This window comes from Tamaricihabitans halophyticus (assembly GCF_004340875.1).
GTDB classification, from domain to species: domain Bacteria; phylum Actinomycetota; class Actinomycetes; order Mycobacteriales; family Pseudonocardiaceae; genus Tamaricihabitans; species Tamaricihabitans halophyticus.
Genome location: NZ_SLXQ01000002.1, coordinates 133368 through 153172 on the forward strand (window position 1 = coordinate 133368; position 19805 = coordinate 153172).

At 65.7% G+C, this 19805-nt stretch carries 17 protein-coding genes and 1 tRNA gene; 10 read left to right on the top strand and 8 right to left on the bottom strand.

What is annotated here, in order from left to right; translation table 11 throughout:
• Positions 1–23: 23 nt before the first annotated feature.
• On the bottom strand, positions 24–167 hold the full coding sequence (locus EV191_RS30045) for a hypothetical protein (RefSeq protein ID WP_165912877.1): 144 nt from the start codon (positions 165–167) through the stop codon (positions 24–26).
• A gap of 288 nt (positions 168–455) precedes the next feature.
• On the opposite strand from EV191_RS30045, the gene EV191_RS30815 reads away from it, so the two are divergent.
• Positions 456–578, top strand: a complete 123-nt coding sequence (locus EV191_RS30815; protein ID WP_279388413.1) for a hypothetical protein — start codon at positions 456–458, stop codon at positions 576–578.
• Positions 579–841: 263 nt separating this feature from the next.
• Here EV191_RS30815 and EV191_RS08250 read toward each other — a convergent pair whose 3' ends face one another.
• Positions 842–1744, bottom strand: a complete 903-nt coding sequence (locus tag EV191_RS08250) for a GntR family transcriptional regulator (protein WP_132876332.1) — start codon at positions 1742–1744, stop codon at positions 842–844.
• Positions 1745–1970: 226 nt separating this feature from the next.
• Here EV191_RS08250 and EV191_RS08255 point away from each other — a divergent pair, with 226 nt between their 5' ends.
• On the top strand, positions 1971–3344 hold the full coding sequence (locus EV191_RS08255; protein WP_132876333.1) for a carotenoid oxygenase family protein: 1374 nt from the start codon (positions 1971–1973) through the stop codon (positions 3342–3344).
• A 238-nt stretch (positions 3345–3582) separates the two neighbouring features.
• On the opposite strand, the gene EV191_RS08260 is transcribed toward EV191_RS08255, so the two are convergent.
• From EV191_RS08260 to EV191_RS08275, 4 genes are read right to left on the bottom strand one after another with little or no spacing between them, the layout of a single operon-like run.
• Positions 3583–4191: a response regulator transcription factor gene (locus EV191_RS08260; RefSeq protein ID WP_279388414.1), complete on the bottom strand. Its 609-nt coding sequence runs from the start codon at positions 4189–4191 to the stop codon at positions 3583–3585.
• Complete coding sequence (locus EV191_RS08265; RefSeq protein ID WP_243658828.1) at positions 4188–5246, bottom strand: sensor histidine kinase; 1059 nt, start codon at positions 5244–5246, stop codon at positions 4188–4190. The genes EV191_RS08260 and EV191_RS08265 overlap by 4 nt, the downstream gene beginning before the upstream one ends.
• A gap of 56 nt (positions 5247–5302) precedes the next feature.
• Positions 5303–6067: an ABC transporter permease gene (locus EV191_RS08270; RefSeq protein ID WP_132876335.1), complete on the bottom strand. Its 765-nt coding sequence runs from the start codon at positions 6065–6067 to the stop codon at positions 5303–5305.
• The gene (locus tag EV191_RS08275) at positions 6064–6975 is read right to left on the bottom strand and encodes an ABC transporter ATP-binding protein (protein ID WP_132876336.1); all 912 of its coding nucleotides are present in this window, start codon (positions 6973–6975) and stop codon (positions 6064–6066) included. Before EV191_RS08275 ends, EV191_RS08270 begins: the two co-directional genes overlap by 4 nt.
• A gap of 159 nt (positions 6976–7134) precedes the next feature.
• Here EV191_RS08275 and EV191_RS08280 point away from each other — a divergent pair, with 159 nt between their 5' ends.
• A complete protein-coding gene (locus EV191_RS08280; RefSeq protein WP_132876337.1) occupies positions 7135–8895 on the top strand; it encodes an L-lactate permease in 1761 nt (586 codons plus the stop codon).
• Positions 8896–8913: 18 nt separating this feature from the next.
• On the opposite strand, the gene EV191_RS08285 is transcribed toward EV191_RS08280, so the two are convergent.
• Positions 8914–10251, bottom strand: coding sequence for a 6-phospho-beta-glucosidase (locus tag EV191_RS08285; protein ID WP_132876338.1), 1338 nt, complete (start codon positions 10249–10251; stop codon positions 8914–8916).
• Positions 10248–11009 carry a DeoR/GlpR family DNA-binding transcription regulator gene (locus EV191_RS08290; RefSeq protein WP_243658829.1) on the bottom strand — a complete coding sequence of 254 codons (762 nt, stop codon included), beginning with the start codon at positions 11007–11009 and terminating at the stop codon, positions 10248–10250. The genes EV191_RS08285 and EV191_RS08290 overlap by 4 nt, the downstream gene beginning before the upstream one ends.
• Before the next feature lie 210 nt (positions 11010–11219).
• On the opposite strand from EV191_RS08290, the gene EV191_RS08295 reads away from it, so the two are divergent.
• The 7 genes from EV191_RS08295 (at position 11220) to EV191_RS08325 (ending at position 19706) form a co-directional block, all read left to right on the top strand.
• The gene (locus EV191_RS08295; RefSeq protein WP_132876699.1) at positions 11220–12239 is read left to right on the top strand and encodes a carbohydrate kinase family protein; all 1020 of its coding nucleotides are present in this window, start codon (positions 11220–11222) and stop codon (positions 12237–12239) included.
• Between the two features lie 9 nt (positions 12240–12248).
• Positions 12249–13595 carry an extracellular solute-binding protein gene (locus EV191_RS08300; protein WP_132876340.1) on the top strand — a complete coding sequence of 449 codons (1347 nt, stop codon included), beginning with the start codon at positions 12249–12251 and terminating at the stop codon, positions 13593–13595.
• Entirely contained in the window at positions 13592–14536 is a 945-nt protein-coding gene (locus EV191_RS08305; protein ID WP_132876341.1) for a carbohydrate ABC transporter permease, read from the top strand. Before EV191_RS08300 ends, EV191_RS08305 begins: the two co-directional genes overlap by 4 nt.
• Complete coding sequence (locus tag EV191_RS08310) at positions 14536–15348, top strand: carbohydrate ABC transporter permease (protein ID WP_132876342.1); 813 nt, start codon at positions 14536–14538, stop codon at positions 15346–15348. The genes EV191_RS08305 and EV191_RS08310 overlap by 1 nt, the downstream gene beginning before the upstream one ends.
• 124 nt (positions 15349–15472) lie before the next feature.
• A complete protein-coding gene (locus EV191_RS08315) occupies positions 15473–18172 on the top strand; it encodes a sugar-binding protein (RefSeq protein ID WP_132876343.1) in 2700 nt (899 codons plus the stop codon).
• A gap of 80 nt (positions 18173–18252) precedes the next feature.
• Positions 18253–18329 (top strand) — tRNA-Ile (locus EV191_RS08320).
• Between the two features lie 369 nt (positions 18330–18698).
• The gene (locus tag EV191_RS08325) at positions 18699–19706 is read left to right on the top strand and encodes a zinc-binding dehydrogenase (RefSeq protein ID WP_132876344.1); all 1008 of its coding nucleotides are present in this window, start codon (positions 18699–18701) and stop codon (positions 19704–19706) included.
• Positions 19707–19805: the final 99 nt, after the last annotated feature.

The window sequence follows — 19805 nt, forward strand, 5'->3', positions numbered from 1 at the left end:
CCGGTCTAGTCGGCGCGGTTGTCTCATGGGTCGATTTGATCTTCGCTTTCGTTACGGTCGGTCAGTTCCTCAAGGAGGATCTGGTCAAGTTGGTCATTGGCGTCTCGGAGGGCGACCACGACGGCAACGGCGATCGCAACACAGATGATGACGATCGTTTGGTCCACCGCTGGTTGCAGTGGATGCAAGCGGATTCCGGCTCTGCGTCCCTGTTCGCCTTGAGGAGGATGCAGTGCCGGCAGTCTGCCGGTCCGCATTCGGGGACGAGCCCGAGTGCGATCACCTCGTTCTCTCCGATCACCGCGGTTGCACAGTCGCGGCATCTCGGCGCGCCCCCGTCGCAGTGGGGTTCCCAGGCGTGTGTCGCGGCGGCCCCGGTGGCGATCTCGGCGAGTCGGGCACGCTCTCGGTCGAGATCGATGACTAGCTTGTCGCGGATTTCCTGAAGGTTGCGGATGGCGTTCACCACGCTGGACCTGGTTCTCGCCACCGCGCTGGGGTCGAGGTTCGCGACTTCTAGCTTCAAGGGTTCGGATGTGCGCGCGCAAATCGATCAAGGCATCTCGAACGTTGCTTAGAGTGTTCATAGGGTATCTGTCCTTTTTGGATGATCAAGTCAATTAAATGGCAACTAAATCAAGGGATATCCGGGGCCATTCGGGGACAGTCAGGGCGTTCCCGATCACGAACCGTGAAGCTCAAGGGTGCTCAGAGAAGGTCAAGGAAGATCGTCCAGTTAACCTTCGGATTGCTGGTTTGAGTCCAGGTATCTAGCACGCTGATCGTCAGGAACGCGGTTACGGGGCGGGCTTCTTCGGCGCAAGATCCCTTGAGAATGCGGTCAGTCGGCGAGTGCGGCGATCCCATCGAGCAGCCGTTGCAGGCCGAACTCGAAATGCTCATCGAGGTCGATGACGAATCCCGGCGATGCGGGGTCAAAATCCACCAGCCGGCCCAGTTCATCGGCCTCGACGCCGGTATCCGGAAACTGGGCCGCCAGCCATTCCCCGCCGGTCAACCCGGTCCGCTGATTCATCTCGGCCTGGACGTCAAGATTCGTGGCCGTCCCACGCACGTAATTGGCGACCAGAAAATGCACGTTCGCGGCCGTCTGTCGATCGGCGGTCAACCTGGCCAATCCGCGTAGCGTCCACACCCCGTAGCGTGCCAGGTTCGGCTGCAAGCTCGGATGGGTAAGCGAAACCACCGAGGGAAGCCACGGATGCCGGCGGCACAGGCGCCAGTGCAAGCGGGCGGCCGTCGTCAGCCAGCTGCGCCAGTCCGGCGGTGCCGACGCCGGATACTCGATCTCCCCGAAAGCCCGGTCCGCCATCAGATCGACCAGCTCGTCCTTACTTCGTACATACCGGTACAAGGACATCGTCGGCAGCCCAAGCGCATGGGCCACCCCGCGCATCGACACGTTCGCCAGCCCATCCCGGTCGGCTATCCGCATCGCCGCCTGGGCGATCCCAGCCGGATCAGGCTCGGCACCGTTACCGTGCTTGTCTCCAGCAGCCTCGGTGACCACCGCGCCAACTCGCGGTGTAGTCGTTACCAGACCATCCTGGCGCAGCGCCTCGAGCACCTTATGGGCGGTCGCCTTGGCGACTCCCCATTCCCGGGAGATTTGCCGGATGGACGGTGCCTTATCGCCGGGGCGCAGCTCGCCGGCCGCGATCCGAGCCCGGATCTCCTGTGTCACTCGAAGATACGGCGGGTCGGTGCCTTGGGTGTCGGGCACGAACTCCCTTTCGTCGTGACCTAGCCCAGGTCAGCTTCCGGCGCTGGTTGGCTGCAACGAGTAGCCAGCGACAACTGGGCTATCCTGACGTTTCACTCGCGCGACCATCCAAAGGCTGTTCTAGCCCAGATTATCAGCTATATGGGCGTTTATCCTAGCCATCTGGATATCTAGGTCAGATCTGTACGGTGTACGACACCAGTTGGTGGCAAAGGAGAGCCTGTCAATGACTGCCGATAACCCCTACCTACACGGCCACTTCGCGCCAGTACACGACGAAACCACGGCTTACGACCTGCCGGTGGTTGGCCGTATCCCGTCCGAACTCGACGGTCGCTATCTCCGCATTGGACCGAATCCACTTGGGATAGACGATCCGGCGACGCATATCTGGGCTGCCGCGGAGGGCATGGTGCACGGCGTTCGGATCAGAGACGGTAAGGCGGAGTGGTACCGCAACCGCTGGGTGCGCTCCTCGAGCGTGCTCGACGCGCTTGGTGAACCACGGCGGGCGAACTCCCTCGACCCCGCTCGGGACTTCGCGCCGAACGTGCATGTCATCGGACATGCCGGCAAAACGTTCGCGCTGGTTGAAGCAGGCGCCTGTCCCTACGAACTGGACCATGAGCTCGGCACGGTCGGCCCGAGTGATCTCGGCGCGACACCGGACGGGTTCGTGGCCAACGCGCACGCCAAACTCGACCACGCGACAGGAGAGCTGCATTCGCTCGCCTACATTCCCGGTTTGGCCTTCGCACAGCACATCGTCAGCGACGTGAACGGCGAGCTGTGCCATGTCACGACTATTCCCACCGCGGCGGACACCCCGTATATGCACGATTTCGCGCTGACCGAATCACATGTGATCGTCTACGATACCCCGCTCGTTTACCGTGCCGAGCTGCTCGCGCAGGGCATCACCCCGGGGGCGACGCTCGGCTGGAAAACCGAGCATCCCGGCAGGGTGGGTGTACTGAGTCGCTCGGGCGGCCCGGTTCGGTGGTTCGAAACTGCTCCCACGCATATCAGCCATACGCTCAACGCCTATGACGAAGGGAACCGGATCATCGTCGACGTGATCCGCTCGGATGAGCCCGTTGATCCGGTCGATCCGGGTGCGGTGTCACCGATACTCGATCGCTGGGAGATCGACCTCGCCGCCGGAAAGGTCACCAGCGCGCCGATCGACGAGCGGCCACAGGACTTCCCGCGACTGAACGAATCCTTCGTGGCGCGGCGACACCGGTACGGCTACTCGGCGGCGTCCGAGCTCTATGGACTGCCCTTCCCCGTTGGCGACGAAAGTCCGGCCGAAGCCAGCACCAATGCACTGGTCAAACACGACTTGGAGCAGGGAACCGTTGAGGTGCACCGGTTCCCGCGCGGCGTCGCGGTCGGTGAAGCCGCCTTCGCGGCCAATCCGTACGGTCACGCGGAAGACGATGGTTATCTGATGACCTACATCAACGATCCGGAACGCGGTGCATCGGATCTGCTCATCCTTGCCGCGCAGGACTTCTCCGGCACGCCGGTAGCTCGGATCCAACTCCCGGTACGGGTGCCGCTTGGCCTACACGGCAGCTGGATTCCAGACAGCTGAGGCCCTGACCGGCCTGACCCTGGGAGAAACCGTGCCGAGCGAGGCTGCGCTCAGTGGCCGGACGATCTCTGAAGATCGCTGTCAGGTGAACCGCGATAAGCACGCTAAGCTTAAAGAACGCGAACACGGGACGTCACCACCTTCGCCGCGCTCGGTGATCGCAAGACCCCGCAGGAATGCGGTCAGTCGGCAAGTGCGGCACTCCCACCGCTTTTGCGGCCAATGACCGGCCGGACGGTTACAGCCAGCCGCGCTCGCGCGCTATCCGCGCGGCCTCGGTTCGGTTGCGTGCCCCCAACTTCGCCAAGGCCGTCGACAGGTAGTTGCGCACCGTTCCTTCCGCCAGCCGTAGCTCGCGCGCGATGTCCGCATTGGACGCACCTTCGGCGACCTCGCGCAGCAGTTCCCGCTCCCGGTCGGTGAGCGGATCCCGCGCGCCCCAGGCGGCAACGGCCAACTCCGGCGCGATCACCCGTTCCCCCGCGTGCACCCGGCGAAGCGCGCGGGTCAACTCCTCGATCGGCGCGTCCTTGAGCACATAACCAGCGACACCAGCCTCGAGCGCGCGGCGCAGGTAACCGCCGCGCGCGAAGGTCGTCACGATCAGCACCCTGGTCGGGCTTTCCAGCCGGAGTAACTCATCGGCCACGTCCAGTCCGCTCATCCCGGGCATCTCGATATCACTGAGCAGCACGTCCGGCCGGTGTTCGACCACCGCGGCCAGTGCCGCCGTCCCATCCGCAACCGAGGCCAACACCGTGATATCCGGTTGCATGCCAAGCAGTTCGGCGAAGGCGCTGAGCACCATCCCCTGGTCCTCGGCGAGCACCACGCTGATCTCGCTCACCCCGTCGCCACCTCCAGTGGCACCATAATGGTGACCGTCGTCCCGCTCGCACCGGACAGGTGCACCAACCCGCCGAGCGCGGTGATCCGCTCACGCAACCCAGTCAGCCCGTTGCCCTCGCGCAACTGTCCGCCCCGACCGTCATCGGCGACGCTGAGCACCAACTCGCCATCCCGCGCCCCGAGATCCACCCGGCAGTGCGCGGCCCCCGCATGCCTGACGACGTTGGTCACCGTTTCCCGTACGGCAAGCGCCAACTCGTGCTCGGTGGACGGCACCAAACGCAGCTCGCTGTCCTGGTGCACGGCAAAGGCCACCCCGGCACTGTCCATTGTTTGCCGCGCCGAATCAAACTCGGCGTCCAGGCTGCTCTGCCGCCAGCCGGTCACCGTCGCGCGCACTTCACCAAGCGCTTCCCGCGCGGTTTGCTCGATCCGCCCAGCCGTCTCCCTGGCCCGTTCGGGGTCCTTGCCGACCAACTGCCGCACCAACTGCGCGTGCATGATCATCGCGGTCAGCGAGTGGCCGAGCAGATCGTGTAGTTCACGGGCGATCCGTTCGCGCTCGGCGACCGTCGCCAGATGCTCGATCCGGGCATTGCGCAGCCGCAGCTCGACGGTGGCCCGCGCCCGTTCGGCGTTCTCGATCTGGGTCAGCCCGATGATCCAGATGAACAGCAGCGGCGGCACGAAAGCCCACAGCCGGGCAGGAGTCGCGATGGTGGAAACCGACGCGAATCCGATCACCAGCACCGTCAGACCGACGAACCAGCGCAGCGCGTCCCGCCGCCGCTCGGAGATCCCAGCGACGGCAGCCGCATAGACGAACAACACCGAGGCGCCCGCGTTCAGCGGCACCGTGAGCACCCCGAGTACCACCGTCGGCACCGTCGACCACCAGCGCGCACGATCCGTTCGCACCCAGCCGATGACGTACAGCGGCAGATACAGCACGATGATGGCCGCGACGAGCACCCAGTCCCACGGCCCGGCGGCCGGATCGAACGCCGGCTGGAAGACCGGCATGCCGAGATAGATCAGATGTATCCACTGCACCCGCCGCCACCAGGTGGTCGGTCGTCCTTCAGCGCAACTTACCGGTTCGCGTGATGTCATGGTCGAGCATGACGATAGGACAGTGCCGCCGCCGCGGCCAGCGCGGCCGTACTGCCAAGCATCACCAGCGCATGTCCAAGCACCGGCCCGCCGTCCAGCTGGGCGATGGCCAGCTGGGAAAGGTGATACGTGGGCAGGAACTGGGCGATATGGCCGAAGAAGTCCGGCAGGATCTCCAGCGGCATCCATAGCCCGGATACCACGGCGCTGGGCATCAGCACCGCGTTGAGTATCGCGGCGGTCGCGTTGCTACCCGCCTGTAGCCCGATGGCGATCCCGAGCAGCGCGAACGGTGCCGCGCCGAGCAGTAGGACCACCGCGAGCCGCAGTAGCTGTCCCGCCGTCGCCTCCAGGCTGCCGGTCAGTCCTGCCGTCACGGCCATCGCCACCAGCATCGCGATCGCGTAGCAGAGCGCGGCCACCACTTTGCAGAGCAGCGTGATCAGCACCGGAACAGCGGATACGCGTTTGGCCCGCAACCAACCGATTTCCCGGTCCTGGGCGATCCCGATACCCGGGTTGAGCATGGTCGCCGCGAGCACCCCGAACGTGCCGAACGTCGCGACCATCCGGGTACCCGCGGGCATCGTGCCGTCCGTGAGATCACCGAAGATCGACACGAACAGCGCGAAGAAACCGACCGGCATCAGGATCGAAAAGAACAACGCGGTGGGCTCGCGTACGATCCCGCGCAGTTCATCGGCGATTTCCGCGCGGAGCACCCGTCCCAGCGAAACCCGCTGTAGCACTGCCGTACTCATGCCCGCACCTCCGCGTTCGGCCGTGCGCTCCCGCCGGTGAAGGCGAGCACCGCTTCGGCTAGTCCAGTCCCTTCCACCCGCAGCCCGCTCAGCGCGGGGTCCTCGGCGAGCAGTACCCGAAGCAGCTCCTCGGGTTCCCTGGTTGCCAGCCGCACCAGAGCGTCCTCACGGCGTACCGAAAGGACTCCGGGCAGCTCCGCGAGCCGGCGTTCCGGCACCGCGGTCCTGGCGAGCACCGTCCGGTCCGGAAACCGTGCGACGAGCTCGGTCGGGCTGCCGCTGGTGACAACCCGCCCGTGATTGAGCACTACCACGCGATCGGCAACCGCCGCCGTCTCCTCGATCAAGTGCGTGGTGACCAGTACGCCGACGCCGGCCGCCCGGCGCCTCGCGATGATCTCCCAGAACTTGCGCCTAGCCGGCATATCCAGGCCGACGGTCGGCTCGTCCAAGATCAGCAGGCGCGGTTCGGCGACCAGCGCCATGGCCAGCTGCACCCGCTGTTGCTGACCACCGGAGAGCTTGCGCGCACGCCGGTCAGCCAGCTTGGTGAGGTCCAACTCGGCCATGATCGGCGCGGCGCTCGAACGCGGTTTGCCGCCGCGCACCGCGGCACCGGTGATCAGTTCGCGCACGGTCAGCACCTTGGGAAAGCCGAGGGTCTGCTGCACGACGCCAAGCTGGCGCCGGGTACTCGCCCAGCGCGGATCCGCGCCGCCAACAAGCACGGTGCCCCGCTGCCGGACCAGCATGCCGACCGCAAGGTTCACCAGCGTCGTCTTGCCGGCCCCGTTCGGTCCAAGTAGCGCTACGCATTCGCCGGCAGCCACGTCCAGGGCAAGGTCGTCCAGCGCGACCGTGTCCCCGAACCGGTGCTCGACCCCCGCAACTTCCAGCACTTTCGTCATGACCATTCCTCCCGTGTGGTAACCACTGACGATCGCTGGTGAGCTGGTTCGCGGGTAGTGCGCTGGCGTCACCAACCGTGCATGACGAATGTCAACCGCGGCTTTATGTGGTTCGTAACCATTGTTCGCGGACCATGAACTGGGTCACAGTTGTCCGTCGTGACCAACCTGGCTGCGCTGAGCTTCTTCGCGTTCTGTCCGATCCTGGTGATCGGAGTCCTGCTCGTCGGCCTGCGCTGGCCGGCCAAATACGCCATGCCACTCGGTTTCGGCACCGTCGTGCTCGTCGCGGTGTATGTATGGGATGTGTCGCTGGCGGCGGTCGCCGCGTCGGCGGTCCAGGGGTTGCTGCTCGCCGCGACCTTGCTGCTGATCGTCTTCGGTGCGCTGTTGCTGCTCGACACATTGACCCAGGGCGGCGCGATGGCCACGATCAAGGCCACCTTCGTGCACATCAGCCCGGACCGCAGGGTGCAGGCGGTGATCATCGGCTGGCTGTTCGGCAGCTTCATCGAAGGCGCTTCGGGGTTTGGTACCCCGGCCGCGGTGGTCGCGCCGCTGCTGCTCGCGCTCGGCTTCCCCGCCATGGCCGCCGTACTGGTCGGCCTGGTCATCCAGAGCACCCCGGTGAGCTTCGGCGCGGTAGGCACCCCGATCCTGGTTGGCGTATCCGACGGGCTCGCCGGTGACCCGGAAGTGACGCGGCGGGTGTCGATGCTCGGCATCGAGTTCCCCGATTACCTGGCGCGCATCGGGGTCGATGCCGCGATATCCCACGCCATCATCGGCACCCTGATTCCGATACTGCTGGCCTGCCTACTCACCGGCTTCTTTGGCAAGCGACGATCCTTCGGCGAAGGGCTCGGGATCTGGAAGTTCGCGCTGTTCTCGGCGTTCGCGATGACCGTGCCCTACCTGCTCGTCGCGATCCTGCTCGGCCCCGAGTTCCCCGCGCTGTTTGGCGGCCTTGTCGGGCTCGTCCTGGTGGTGAGCGTGGCACGCCGAGGCTGGCTGCTGCCCAGGCGGACCTGGGAGTTCCCGCCTCGGCAAGACTGGAACCCGCGCTGGCTCGGCACCCTCGAACCAGCCCCGGAACAGGTGCGCCGGCGGATGAGCGTGTTGTGGGCCGGTACTCCGTACCTGTTGCTGGTGGCCTTGCTCGTGCTGACCCGCGCGGTCGAGCCGGTGCAACGGCTGCTTACCGAGGTCCTGGTGTTCGACGTGGCCGATATTTTCGGTACCACCATTACCGAGACGATGCAGCCGCTGTACCTGCCGGGTGCGCTGCTGATCATCGTGAGCCTGCTGACCTACCTGCTGCACCGGATGAATCGCCAGCAGATCGTCGCGTCCTGGCGCACGGCGGGAAAGCAGCTCGCAGGGGCGGCGGGGGCCTTGCTGTTCGCCGTGCCGATGGTGCGGGTATTCATCAACTCTGGCACCGAATTCAACGATTCCGGGATGGCCAGCATGCCGTTGACCCTTGCCGAGGGCGCGGCCACGGTCGCCGGGGAGTCCTGGCCGATCCTGGCGCCGTGGATCGGCGCGCTCGGCGCCTTCGCCGCCGGCAGCAACACGGTGAGCAACCTGATGTTCTCGCTGTTCCAGTTCTCCACGGCGGATCAGCTCGGCGTGCCGCCGGAACCCGTGGTCGGTGCGCAGGCGGTCGGTGGTGCGGCCGGCAATATGGTCACCGTGCACAACGTCGTCGCGGCATCGGCCACGGTGGGCATGCTCGGCAAGGAGGGCGACGTGTTGCGCAAATCCGTGCTGCCGATGATCTACTACTGCCTGTTCGCCGGCGGCCTGTGCTTCGTGTTCGTGTACGGGCTCGGCATCAACCTCGGCACCGGGCTCCTGGTTCTGCTGGCCGCCCTGCTCGCTTTCCTCGCCTACACCGCCCGCCGGCGGGCGGTGTAGGCGAGGGGTGAGGCGGTCTCAGCGTAGATCCGCCAGCTCCGGAAAGGCCGCGCGGTAGCCGTCCAGCGCGCTTTCGGCAGCCGCGACCGAATCCACGAGTGGATGCTCGGCAAGCGCGCGCAGCGCGGTGCGCCGGCTGCGGCTGACCGCGGCTTCGATAGTGGTTCGCTCCACCGCCTTGACCTGCTGGACCAGTCCGGCGGTGGCGCCGTCGAGACCACCGGTCGCGATCGGCCGTGGCCCGTTGCCATCCACCAGGCAGGGCAGTTCCACGATCGCGTTCGGGTCCAGAGTGGATACAGCCGATCGGTTGCGCACATTGAGAATCAGCGTGCTTGGCCGGTTCGCCACGATCGCGCTCATCAGGTCATAGGCAACGCGTTCGTAGCCACCGCCGTCCACATCGCACGCCGTGCGCTCCCCGGCGCCGGCGATCTCCCGCGCCTCGGCAAGGTAGGTGTGCTCTCGCTCGGCGCGGGTACGCTGCCACTGCGCCAGTGCCTCCGCTGGCTGCTCGGTCGCCCGCGCGTAGAAGTCCGCCTGCTGCCGGTGCAGGAACTCGCCCCTGGTGTCTTGCTGATTTTCCAACTGTGCCACGGATTCCCGCGCGAAATAGTAGTAGTGCAGGTACTCGTTGGGGATCGCGCCAAGAGTGCGCAGCCAGCTGGCGCCAAAGAGTCGACCCTCTTCGAAACTGGCCAGCGCCACGTCATCGGTGAGTAGATCGGGCAGCCGGTCCTTGCCGTGTACCAGCGCGCCACGCAACCAGCCAAGATGGTTCAACCCAACATAGTCGAACCAGGTCTGCTCGTAGGGCACCTCCAGCGCGGCGGCCACGCGCCGGCAGAGTCCAACGGGGGAGTCGCAGATGCCCACGACACGATCACCAAGTACGGCGGATACCGCTTCGGTCACCATGCCGGCCGGATTGGTGAAGTTGATCAGCCAGGCGTCCGGTGCGAGCCGGCGGATGCGCTCAGCGATGTCCAGTGCGATCGGGATCGTCCGCAGCCCATAGCAGATTCCGCCCACACCAACGGTTTCCTGCCCGAGCAGGCCATGTTCAAGTGCCACCCGCTCATCCCGCGTGCGCCCGGCGAGACCGCCGACGCGGATCGCGGAGAACACGATGTCCGCGCCACCGAGCGCGGTATCCAGATCCGTGCTCACCCGCAGCTTCGGTCGCCATGCCCGGCCAGCTGCCTGGCCGTCGAGTACCGCGACGATCGCCTGGAGCCGACTCTCGTCCACATCGTGCAGCACGAGTTCGTCGACGAGGCGATCTGGATCATCGAGCAGGCTCGCATGGATCAACGGGACACGGAAACCGCCGCCACCGAGTACGACCAGCTTCATACGGTAATGACCTCCACGCCAGCCTCCCGCATCGCCGCGAGCGTGCGCGGGCAGGCGTCCTCGTTGGTGATGAGCACATCGATTTCTTCCGGGCCGCATACCCTCGCCAGCCCGATGCCGGGAAACTTTCCCGAATCCGCCAGCAGCACGACCTGGTCGGCCGCGGCGAGCATGGCGCGTTTCAGCGGTACCTCCACCATGGTGTCGTCCAGCACCGAGCCATCGGCGCGAACCCCACACGTGCTCAGGAACAGTCGGTCGGCGCGCAGTTGTCGCAATGCCGCCTCGGTGAGAAACCCGACCATCGAGCGATAGTTCCGGCGGACGACGCCACCGAGTAACACGAGCTCGACCACCGGATCGTCGACGAGTTCGTCATAGACGGCGAGGTTGCTGGTGAGCACCGTGACCTCGGAGCCGTGCAGCTGGCTGGCCAAGCGGTACACCGTCGTGCCGATGTCCAGCACCAGCGAATCTCCTGGATTGACCAGTGCTGCCGCTGCCGAAGCGATGGTGTCCTTACCAGCCAGCTCTTCGGCGGCCACCCGTTCGAACGGGACTTCGGACGCGGACTCCAGCATCGCGCCGCCGCGCACCCTGGTGAGTACCCCGTCGCGTTCCAACACGATGAGGTCGCGTCGAATCGTCGCCTGACTGGTCGCCAGCCGTTCCGCCAGTGCGGTGACCGAAACGGGACCTTCCCGGGTCAGGCAACGCACGATCTCCGCGTGACGCCGCTGTGGAAGCACGTTTCGCACATTATCAATCATTTCTGTGCACGTCAGTGCGTAATGGCGAAAAATTCCGATCAGATCTTGTCATTTCTCTGCAGATAGAGGCAGACTGCGCAAATCGAGTTGGTGCGTAGCCATAGGGAGCGGACTGTGTCGCGGGAAACGCCGGAGGACCGGCATACCGAGCTTGCCATCGACCTCGACCAGGGGTCGAAACTGTCCGGCGAGCGGCCGATGTTCGACGTGTTGCTGTCCGGGACGGTGTTTCTCGACATCATCTTTACCGGGCTGCCCCGGCTTCCCGAAGCGGGTACTGAGGTGTGGTCATCGGGTCTGGGGTCCAGTCCCGGCGGGATCGCCAATCTTGCCGTCGCGCTGAGCCGGCTGCAGCTGCGTACCGGTCTGGCCGCGGCGTTCGGGGAGGACGCCTACGGCGATTTCTGCTGGGATGTGTTGGCCAACCAGGAAAGTGTGGATCTGAGTCATTCCCGCCGGTTCTATGGCTGGCATTCGCCGCTGACCGTGTCGATGGCGGTGAACCGGGACCGGAGCATGGTGACGCACGGCCACGAATCGCCGATCAGCGCGGACGAGCTGTTCGATCCGCCGCCCAACGCGCGAGCCTGCTTCGTACATGTGGATATGCAGAGCCAGCAGTGGGTGCGCAAGGCGCGGGAGCAGGGCGCGTTGCTGTTTGCCGACGTCGGCTGGGATCCGACGGAACGCTGGGAACCGTCGATGCTGCGCGAACTGCTCACCGGTTACGACGTCTTCCTGCCCAATTCGGTGGAAGCCACCAGGTATACCCGCACCGACGATGTGCGGCGGGCCGCGGCCGAACTCGCCGAGATCGTCCCGACCGTCGTGGTGACCAGGGGCGGGAACGGTGCCTACGCGATCGATTCCAGCACTGGCGAGGAAGCCGAAGTTGGCGGGCTGAACGTGGCCGCGCTCGATCCGACCGGTGCGGGCGATGTGTTCGGCGCGGGATTCCTGCTCGCCACGCTCGCCGGCTGGACGCTCAGTGAGCGGGTACATTTCGCGAACCTGTGCGCCGCGCTGTCCGTACAGCACTTCGGTGGTTCGCAGTCCGCGCCCGGGTGGTGCGAGATCAACGCCTGGTGGCGACACCTTGGTAGGCGGCAAGATGATGCGTTGTCGGGGTACCGGTTCCTGGACGAGCTGTTGCCCAAGCATGGTTGCGCGACCATGCGGCGGGCGAGCGCCACCATTGGCCTGCGGGCCGTGCCGTGAGGAGAACACATGCGCAACCGCTCCATCGCCGCCTTCGCGGCACTGGCCTTATTCGTGATCCCCGCCTGCGCGCCGGGGTCGGATTCGGCGAGCGATCGCCCGGAAGAGAAACCGGCCAGTGAGGTACAGACCGACCCCGCCGAGTTGGGCGATGTCACGCTCACCGTGTGGGACCAGGAAGTGCGGGGCGGTCAGGAAGAACAGATCACCAAACTGAACAAGGCCTTTGAGCGCGAGTATCCGAATATCGAGATCAACAGGGTGCCGCGCTCGTTCGACGACCTCCGGAACACCTCCAAGTTGGGGCTCACCGGGAACGAGGCGCCGGACGTGCTGCAGGTGAACAACGGCAAGCAGGACATGGGTTCGTTTGTCGAAGCCGGACTGCTGCAGCCGTTGGACAGCTACGCCGAGGCGTACGGCTGGGGCGAGCGCTTCAGCGATTCGGTACTGCGGCTGTCCAAGTATCCGGATTCGGGTGACCAGATCGGCGAGGGCAAGCTGTACGGACTGCCGCAGACCGCGGAGCTGGTAGGGATCTTCTACAACAAGGAGAAACTCGCCGAGCTTGATCTTGAGCCGCCGAAGACGTGGCGGGAATTCGATGCCGCGCTGGAGAAGGCGCGGTCGGCAGGCGAGTTGCCGATCCAGTTCGGCAACCTGGAGAAGACCCCTGGCATCTTCCTGTTCTCGTTCGCGATGCACCGGTTTGGCGACCCGCAGACCGAATCGGAGCTCGCGCTCGGCGCGCCCGGCGCGACCTGGGACACCGATGCGAACCGCAAGGCCGCCCGCCAGTTGCTTGACTGGGCCGACGCGAACTACCTGACTCGGGGATTCTCCGGGGTCACCGAGGACGACGCATGGGAGAAGTTCGCCAGTGGCACCGGGGTGTTTCATGTCAGCGGCACCTGGTTGACCGCGGATCTGCAGGAGGCGATGGGGGAGAACGTCGGTTTCCTGTTGCCGCCGCCGAACAACGATCAGTCCAGCGTCACCGGAGGTACCGGGCTACCGTTCGCGATCAGCGCGAAGAGCCAGAACCAGGACGCCGCGGCCGCGTATATCGAGTTCATCACCTCGGCGGAGGCGATGAAGGTACTCGCGGAAACCGGGAACCTTCCGGTGAACGAAGCCGGTTCACAAGGGGCGAAGGGGCTACAACGCCAGGTGTTCGACGCGTGGCAGCAAACCACCGGATCGGAGAGCCTGGTGCCGTATCTGGATTATGCGACGGGCAGCGCGTTCGAGACGATCACCGGTGGGGTTGAGCAGTTGCTTTCCAAGCAACTGGAAGTGCCCGCGTTCCTCGAGAAGCTGCAGAAGGACCTGGATTCCGGTAGTGGTGGCAATTGAGTCGGACACTCACGACGAGCACCACCTCGAGTACCGCGACGCGGCGGAACAAGGCGGCACCAAGCACGACGCCCCCGGGTGAGCCGCGTCGGGTCGGCTATCTCTACCTGCTGCCGGCGCTGCTCGTCTACGGCGTATTCCTGTTGTTTCCGCTGTTGCACAGCGGATGGCTGTCCCTGTACGAGTGGGACGGCCTCAGCGTCGGAACCTGGGCGGGGCTGGACAACTACGTAGGGATCTTCACCGAGGAAGGCGCGCTGGCGTCCTTCGGGCATGTCGGCGTCCTCGTGGTGTTCTTCGCGGTCATCCCGGTGTGCATCGGGTTGGTGCTGGCGACCGCGTTGCACCGGATCCGGGTGCGCGGCCTACCGTTCTTTCGCACCTCGCTGTTCCTGCCGCAGGTGATCGCGATGGTCGTGGTCGCCGTGGCATGGCAACAGATCTACGCGCCGGACGGCGCGCTCAACGAGGCACTCCGGTTCATCGGGCTGGATGGCATCACCCGCACCTGGCTCGGTGACTCGGGTACCGCGCTGTTCGCGGTCGGCGCGGTAGGAACCTGGGTGCAGACCGGTCTGGTCGTGGTGCTGATGCTCGGCGGTATCGGCAAGATCTCGGACGAACTCTTCGATGCCGCGCGATTGGATGGCGCCGGCGTGGTCTGGGAGTTCCGGGCCGTCATCCTGCCGGCGCTGCGCAAGGAAATCGGTGTGGCACTGACCTTGACGGTGATCGCCGCGCTGCGGACGTTCGACTTGGTGTACATGATGACTCCGCAGGGCGGCCCGGGCGGTTCCACCACCGTGCCGTCCTATGAGGTCTACTATCAGGCTTTCCGCGCCGGTGAGGTCGGCTCCGCCGCGGCGATCGGTGTGGTGATTACCCTGCTCGCGTTCGGCATCACGTTCCTGATCACCCGGATCACCGGTAGGGAGCGGTGATGGCGGCCAAGGTTTCGCGGGGTGAGCGGCTCGGCACCTACACGGTTCTGGCGATCTTCACCGCATTCGCGCTGTATCCGATGCTCGCCATCTTCGGTACCGCCCTACGGTCCGAAGTGGCCGGAGAAGGCGGCGTGCATTGGGACAACTTCGCGAAAGCATGGACGGTCGGCCGGTTCGGTAGCTATCTGGGTAACAGCCTCGTCGTGAGCGTGTCCGTAGTAGTGCTGGCGACGGTGTTTTCCGTGCTGGCCGGGTATGCGTTCGGCACCATGCGGTTCCGGGGTCGCGAGATCCTGTTCTACCTCATGCTGCTCGGTCTCACCGTGCCAACGGAGGCGGTAGTGGTGCCGCTGTACTACAACATGCGCGATGTCGGTCTCACCGATACCTATGCGGCGCTGATCCTTCCGCAGGTCGCACAGTCTGTCGCGTTTGGCACCTTCTGGATGCGCGCGTTCTTCTCATCCACCTCGCGTGGGCTGGTTGAGGCGGCGCGGTTGGACGGTGCGAATCACTGGCAGACGTTATGGCGGGTGCTGTTGCCGATCGCTCGGCCGGCCATGGTCACGCTGATCGTACTGGTGTTCATGTGGACCTGGAACGAGTTCATGCTGGCGCTGGTCATGGTGACGGACGAAAGCCTGCGAACCGCACCACTTGGTCTGCGATTCTTTTCCGACAGGGCAACGACCAGCGTGCCGCTACTCGCGGCCGGCTCGGTCCTGGTTGCCCTGCCCGTGGTGCTCGTTTACCTGTTCCTGCAACGACATTTCATTCGCGGCATGCTGGAGGGTTCGGTCAAGGGATAACCACTCCGCCACCGCGCGGACATCGAAGGCACAGTGTGGTGCCGGACGGCCACTGGCCGGCACTCGACGTACTACTTCACTGCTCGTAGACAAGCGCAAGCGCACGAGGCAAGGAGGAAAGTCGATGGTCGTTGCGCGATGGTGTTCCTCGATAGCCGTGGTCGGGTTCGCGGCCGCCGCTATCGGGATGGCGCCACCGGCATCCGGAGCGCAGGAACCGGAAGGAGCCAAACCGGAAGCCGGCCAGCTCGATGTGCTGTTCGTAGGCGCGCATCCGGACGACGAAGCGGGCACGTTGTCCACGTTGGGACAGTGGAACTCCGATCACGACATTCGCTCCGGCGTTGTCACGGTGACCAGGGGCGAGGGCGGCGGCAACGCCGTGGGCACCGAGGAAGGTCCCGAGCTCGGCGAGCTTCGCGAGGCGGAGGAACGCAGCGCCGTGGGCAGGGCCGGGGTTACCGAGGTGTTGAACCTGGACAAGGCGGACTTCTACTACACGGTGAGCGCGCCGCTCACCGAGCAGGCGTGGGGCCACGAGGATTCGCTCGGCAAGCTGGTACGGCTGGTGCGGATGACCCAGCCGAAGGTCGTGATCACCATGGATCCCGCGCCAACGCCTGGCAACCATGGGCACCACCAGTACGCTGCCAGGCTGGCCACCGAGGCGTATCAGGCGGCCGCCGACCCCTCGGCGTTTCCTGGACAACTCACCGAGGAGGGCCTGTCCACTTGGTCGGTCGACCGGCTGTTCAGTACCGCGGCCAAAGGCAGCGCCGACCCGGGACCCGGCTGTGAGGAAGGCATTCGGCCGGAGGATCCCGTTGACCGGATATGGGGGATCTGGGCAGGTCGAACCGGGCCGGACGGCAAGACCTGGGCGCAGGTCGAGCAGGAGGCGAAAAGGGACTACGTGAGCCAGGGTTGGGGCGGTTTTCCGGATGCGCCAAGTGACCCGGCCGAGATCACCTGCGATCAGTTCGTCCAGCTGGACAGTCGGGTGCCGTATCGCGCCGATGCGAAGGGCAGCGAAGGAATGCTGGGTGGTGCGCTACTGGACGGCGGTAGCGGGTTGCCGCGCGGCACCGGGTTGACCGCCGAGGCGGAGCGCGCCAAGATCACCGCCGGTACACCGACCACCGTGACCGTGGCTGCCACGGCACCGCAGCGGCAGCCACTGCGGAACGCGCACGTCGACCTGGCCGTTGGAGAAGGCTGGCAGGTACGCGGGGACGGCCGGCTCGGGACGGTCGCGCCGGGTAAGACGGCGAGCGCCGAGTTCGTCGTGACCGCGCCGGAAGCCGCGGAGGCGCAAAGCTTCCAGCTGCCCGCCACGTTGTCGACAAAGGACGCTTCGGGCGGCACGGAGGTGCTGCTGAAGGTGGTCGCTCCGCTGGTCGCCGAGCAGGAGCCGCTGCCGCAGGTCGCCGAGTTCGATTCCTGGGCACAGCGAGTGGGGTACCCGGAACTGGCCGATCGGGTAGCCAGGGTGCTGACGTTGCCGTCCGGTGGGAGTAGGAAGATCGACGTACCGGTCCGAAACCACAGTACCGAACCGGTTTCCGGGCAGCTGCGGGTTGACCTGCCGGAAGGTTTCGATACCAGTACCCCCACGGTTGCGATCCCGGAGGTCCCCGCTGGTGAGCAAACGAGCGTCGCGTTCGAGGTCACGAACACCGATGCGGGCCTGGAAACCGGGATGCAGGGTGGCGCCTACGGCTACGAGTTGACGGTGGAGCCGGACGCCGGAAACAGTTCGAGTACTTCGGCTGGTCTGGAACTGGTGCCGCGCACCGAGATCCCGCAAGCCGCGCAGCAGCCCAATGTGGATGGTCAGGCTACCGATGGCGAGTACCCCGGACCGGAACTGGATCTTTCCGGGTACTGGGAAGGCGAGGAATGCGCCTCGGCTCAGGATTGCTCGGCAACCGCACAGCTTTCCTGGCATTCGGATACGTTGTATGCGTTGGTCAACGTCGTCGATGACAAACCGGGGAACCGGTTGCCCGAAGCCGATTGCAAGCGACACTGGCGAAGTGACTCGGTCGAACTGACCATCGATCCGGCTGGTGATTCGGAGAACACTTCGAGCACGATGAAGCTCGCCGCGTTCCCCGCCACCGCGGACGGCGGGCCGTGCTACTTCCGGGACGCGGACAATCACCAAGGTGGACCAGACACCGCGCCGGGTGTCGAGATCGCCTCGGAGGTGAGCGAACCATACGAGGGGTACACCGTGGAGCTCGCGGTGCCGCTGGATGAGGTACCAGGACCGATCGATCCGGAGGCGCTTGGCCTGAACCTGCTCGTGTATGACTCGGACACGCAGGACAATGTCGGCAAGACCCGGATTGGCTGGTCCACGTGGGGCGGGGTGCAAGGTGACCCGTACCGCTGGGGTCAGGCAAGCCTCGCGGACTATCAGCCGGCGCCGGACCAGCCGGAAACTCCGGAACCTGAGCTGCCACTGGATGCGTTGTCCTCATTGGACTCGCCGCAGTCGATCGAACAGTCGGTGCGCACCGGGCTACCGTTGGGCGGTGTCGCGGCCGCGCCGAAGCGGGACTCCGCGTGGTTGTCCGGGGCAACCGGGGCGGATGGAGCGGTCAGCGCCGAGCTCACCGCGACTGGCGCTGGTAGCGCGCACCTGCACGTGCTGGACGCCGATGGAGCGGTGCTCGGTCGCGAAGTGCTCGATGTGGACGGACCGGGGAAGTTGACGGCACGCATACCGGTGGACGGTGGTGCACCGGCGAGGGTAGTCGCCGGTTTCCAGAACGCCTCCGGCGCCGTGGCCGCGTCCGCGGCCGAGGTGGCGGGTTAGATGAGGCGCGATGACGAGCGGCCGGCCCTTGCGATAGGCTGGCCGCGCCGCTCGTCGTCGCGCGTTCGAGTAGGTGAACAGGGCCGGTAGCTCAGCTGGTTAGAGCAGTGGACTCATAATCCATTGGCCGCGGGTTCGAGCCCCGCCCGGCCCACCACCAGGCAAAACGAAGGGATTCTGTCCCGCACACAGCTCGAAAGCCAAGGGATTCGAACGTCGGGACGTTGGTCTACGCCACCTCCGCGATCACGGCGAACTCCCCGACGAAGGCTGGGAAGACCACGGCAGACCCCCTAAACTGAGCTGCCGAACAACGCCGCAGTCCGTAAGAAACGTCCCGTGCGTGCTCGGGGATGAGCCGACTGCGCGCGGGCCTCGTCGCGGGGGATACCAGGCGATCCGCGATCTTGACCTCTACATAACTTGAAGTATTAGCGTTCTACCTATGACCGCACTCCACGATTGACCTCTCCTTGTCTGGAAGCACGAGGTTCGGCGAGTTGATCTGTCTAGGAAAAGGAGCGTTATGCAAGCCGTAGTAGTGACAAGGTTTGGTGGCCCGGAAGTACTCCAGGTCCAGGAAGTCCCAGAGCCGGTGCCAGGTCCGGGACAGGTGCTGGTCCGCGTTGCCGCCGCGGACGTGATATCGCTCGACACCTATCTGCGGGGTGGTTTCGGCAGTGAGTACTTCGGTATGCAGCCGCCGTATGTCCCAGGTGACGGCGTTTCCGGGACGGTGGTCGCGATCGGCGATCAGGTGGATCCGGCCTGGATGGAGCGCGAGGTCGTGGCAACCACGGGCGTACAGGGTGGTTACGCTGAGTTCGCCGTGGTCTCCACGGACGAAATGATCGCCGTTCCCGAGGGGCTCACGTCAGCTGGGGCGGCGGCACTGGTGCACGACGGGCGAACCGCGCTGGCCCTTGCCGATGCCGCACGCATCACCGCGGACACAGCTGTGCTGGTCCTGGCCGCGGGAAGCGGGCTTGGTCTGCTGTTGGTGCAGCTTGCCCGTGCCGCCGGAGCCCGCGTGGTCGCGGCGGCGGGCGGCGGTGACAAACTGCGGCGCGCGGTCGCTGCGGGTGCCGAGACCGCGATCGACTACACCCGGCTGGACTGGGTGGCCGCTGCCCGCGAGGCGATCGGCACGCACGGAGCCGCCGTCGTCTTCGACGGTGTCGGTGGCCAGATCGGCCGCGACGCCATTGACCTGGCGGCGCGCGGCGGAAGATTCCTCGCATACGGAAGTGCCGGCGGAGACCACACGGAGATCGTGCCCGCGGAAGCTGAACGCCGCGACATCGTTGTGCTGGGCGCTGAAGTGGCGCATGTCGGCGGCACGGATGCCGCGCGTACCTTCGCCGGTCAAGCCCTCGACTTGGCGGCAGCTGGTCGGATCGCCCCGGTCGTCGAGCACACCTTCCCGTTGGAGCAGGCCGCGCAGGCGCACGCTGCCATGGAGAACCGCGCCGTCACCGGGCGTCCAGTCCTGCTCACCAAGGCGGGAACCGTCACCGCGAACAGCGCCGGTTGATCTGAGTTCCCCGACCGTTCGGTGCTGGCCGTCCTGAGGAATTCCGCTTGGTTGGGCCGAGCTTGCCGCTGTGCGGCCGGCTGGGTGTGCCTTGGTGCG

What these genes read in the sequence shown, in the direction of transcription:
- EV191_RS08255 (WP_132876333.1), top strand. Translation starts at nt 1,971, where the DNA reads ATGACTGCCGATAACCCCTACCTACACGGCCACTTCGCGCCAGTACAC.
- EV191_RS30815 (WP_279388413.1), top strand. Translation starts at nt 456, where the DNA reads ATGGCGTTCACCACGCTGGACCTGGTTCTCGCCACCGCGCTGGGGTCG.
- EV191_RS08300 (WP_132876340.1), top strand. Translation starts at nt 12,249, where the DNA reads ATGCGCAACCGCTCCATCGCCGCCTTCGCGGCACTGGCCTTATTCGTG.
- EV191_RS08325 (WP_132876344.1), top strand. Translation starts at nt 18,699, where the DNA reads ATGCAAGCCGTAGTAGTGACAAGGTTTGGTGGCCCGGAAGTACTCCAG.
- EV191_RS08310 (WP_132876342.1), top strand. Translation starts at nt 14,536, where the DNA reads ATGGCGGCCAAGGTTTCGCGGGGTGAGCGGCTCGGCACCTACACGGTT.
- EV191_RS08315 (WP_132876343.1), top strand. Translation starts at nt 15,473, where the DNA reads ATGGTCGTTGCGCGATGGTGTTCCTCGATAGCCGTGGTCGGGTTCGCG.
- EV191_RS08285 (WP_132876338.1), bottom strand. Translation starts at nt 10,251, where the DNA reads ATGAAGCTGGTCGTACTCGGTGGCGGCGGTTTCCGTGTCCCGTTGATC.
- EV191_RS08295 (WP_132876699.1), top strand. Translation starts at nt 11,220, where the DNA reads ATGTTCGACGTGTTGCTGTCCGGGACGGTGTTTCTCGACATCATCTTT.
- EV191_RS08275 (WP_132876336.1), bottom strand. Translation starts at nt 6,975, where the DNA reads ATGACGAAAGTGCTGGAAGTTGCGGGGGTCGAGCACCGGTTCGGGGAC.
- EV191_RS08270 (WP_132876335.1), bottom strand. Translation starts at nt 6,067, where the DNA reads ATGAGTACGGCAGTGCTACAGCGGGTTTCGCTGGGACGGGTGCTCCGC.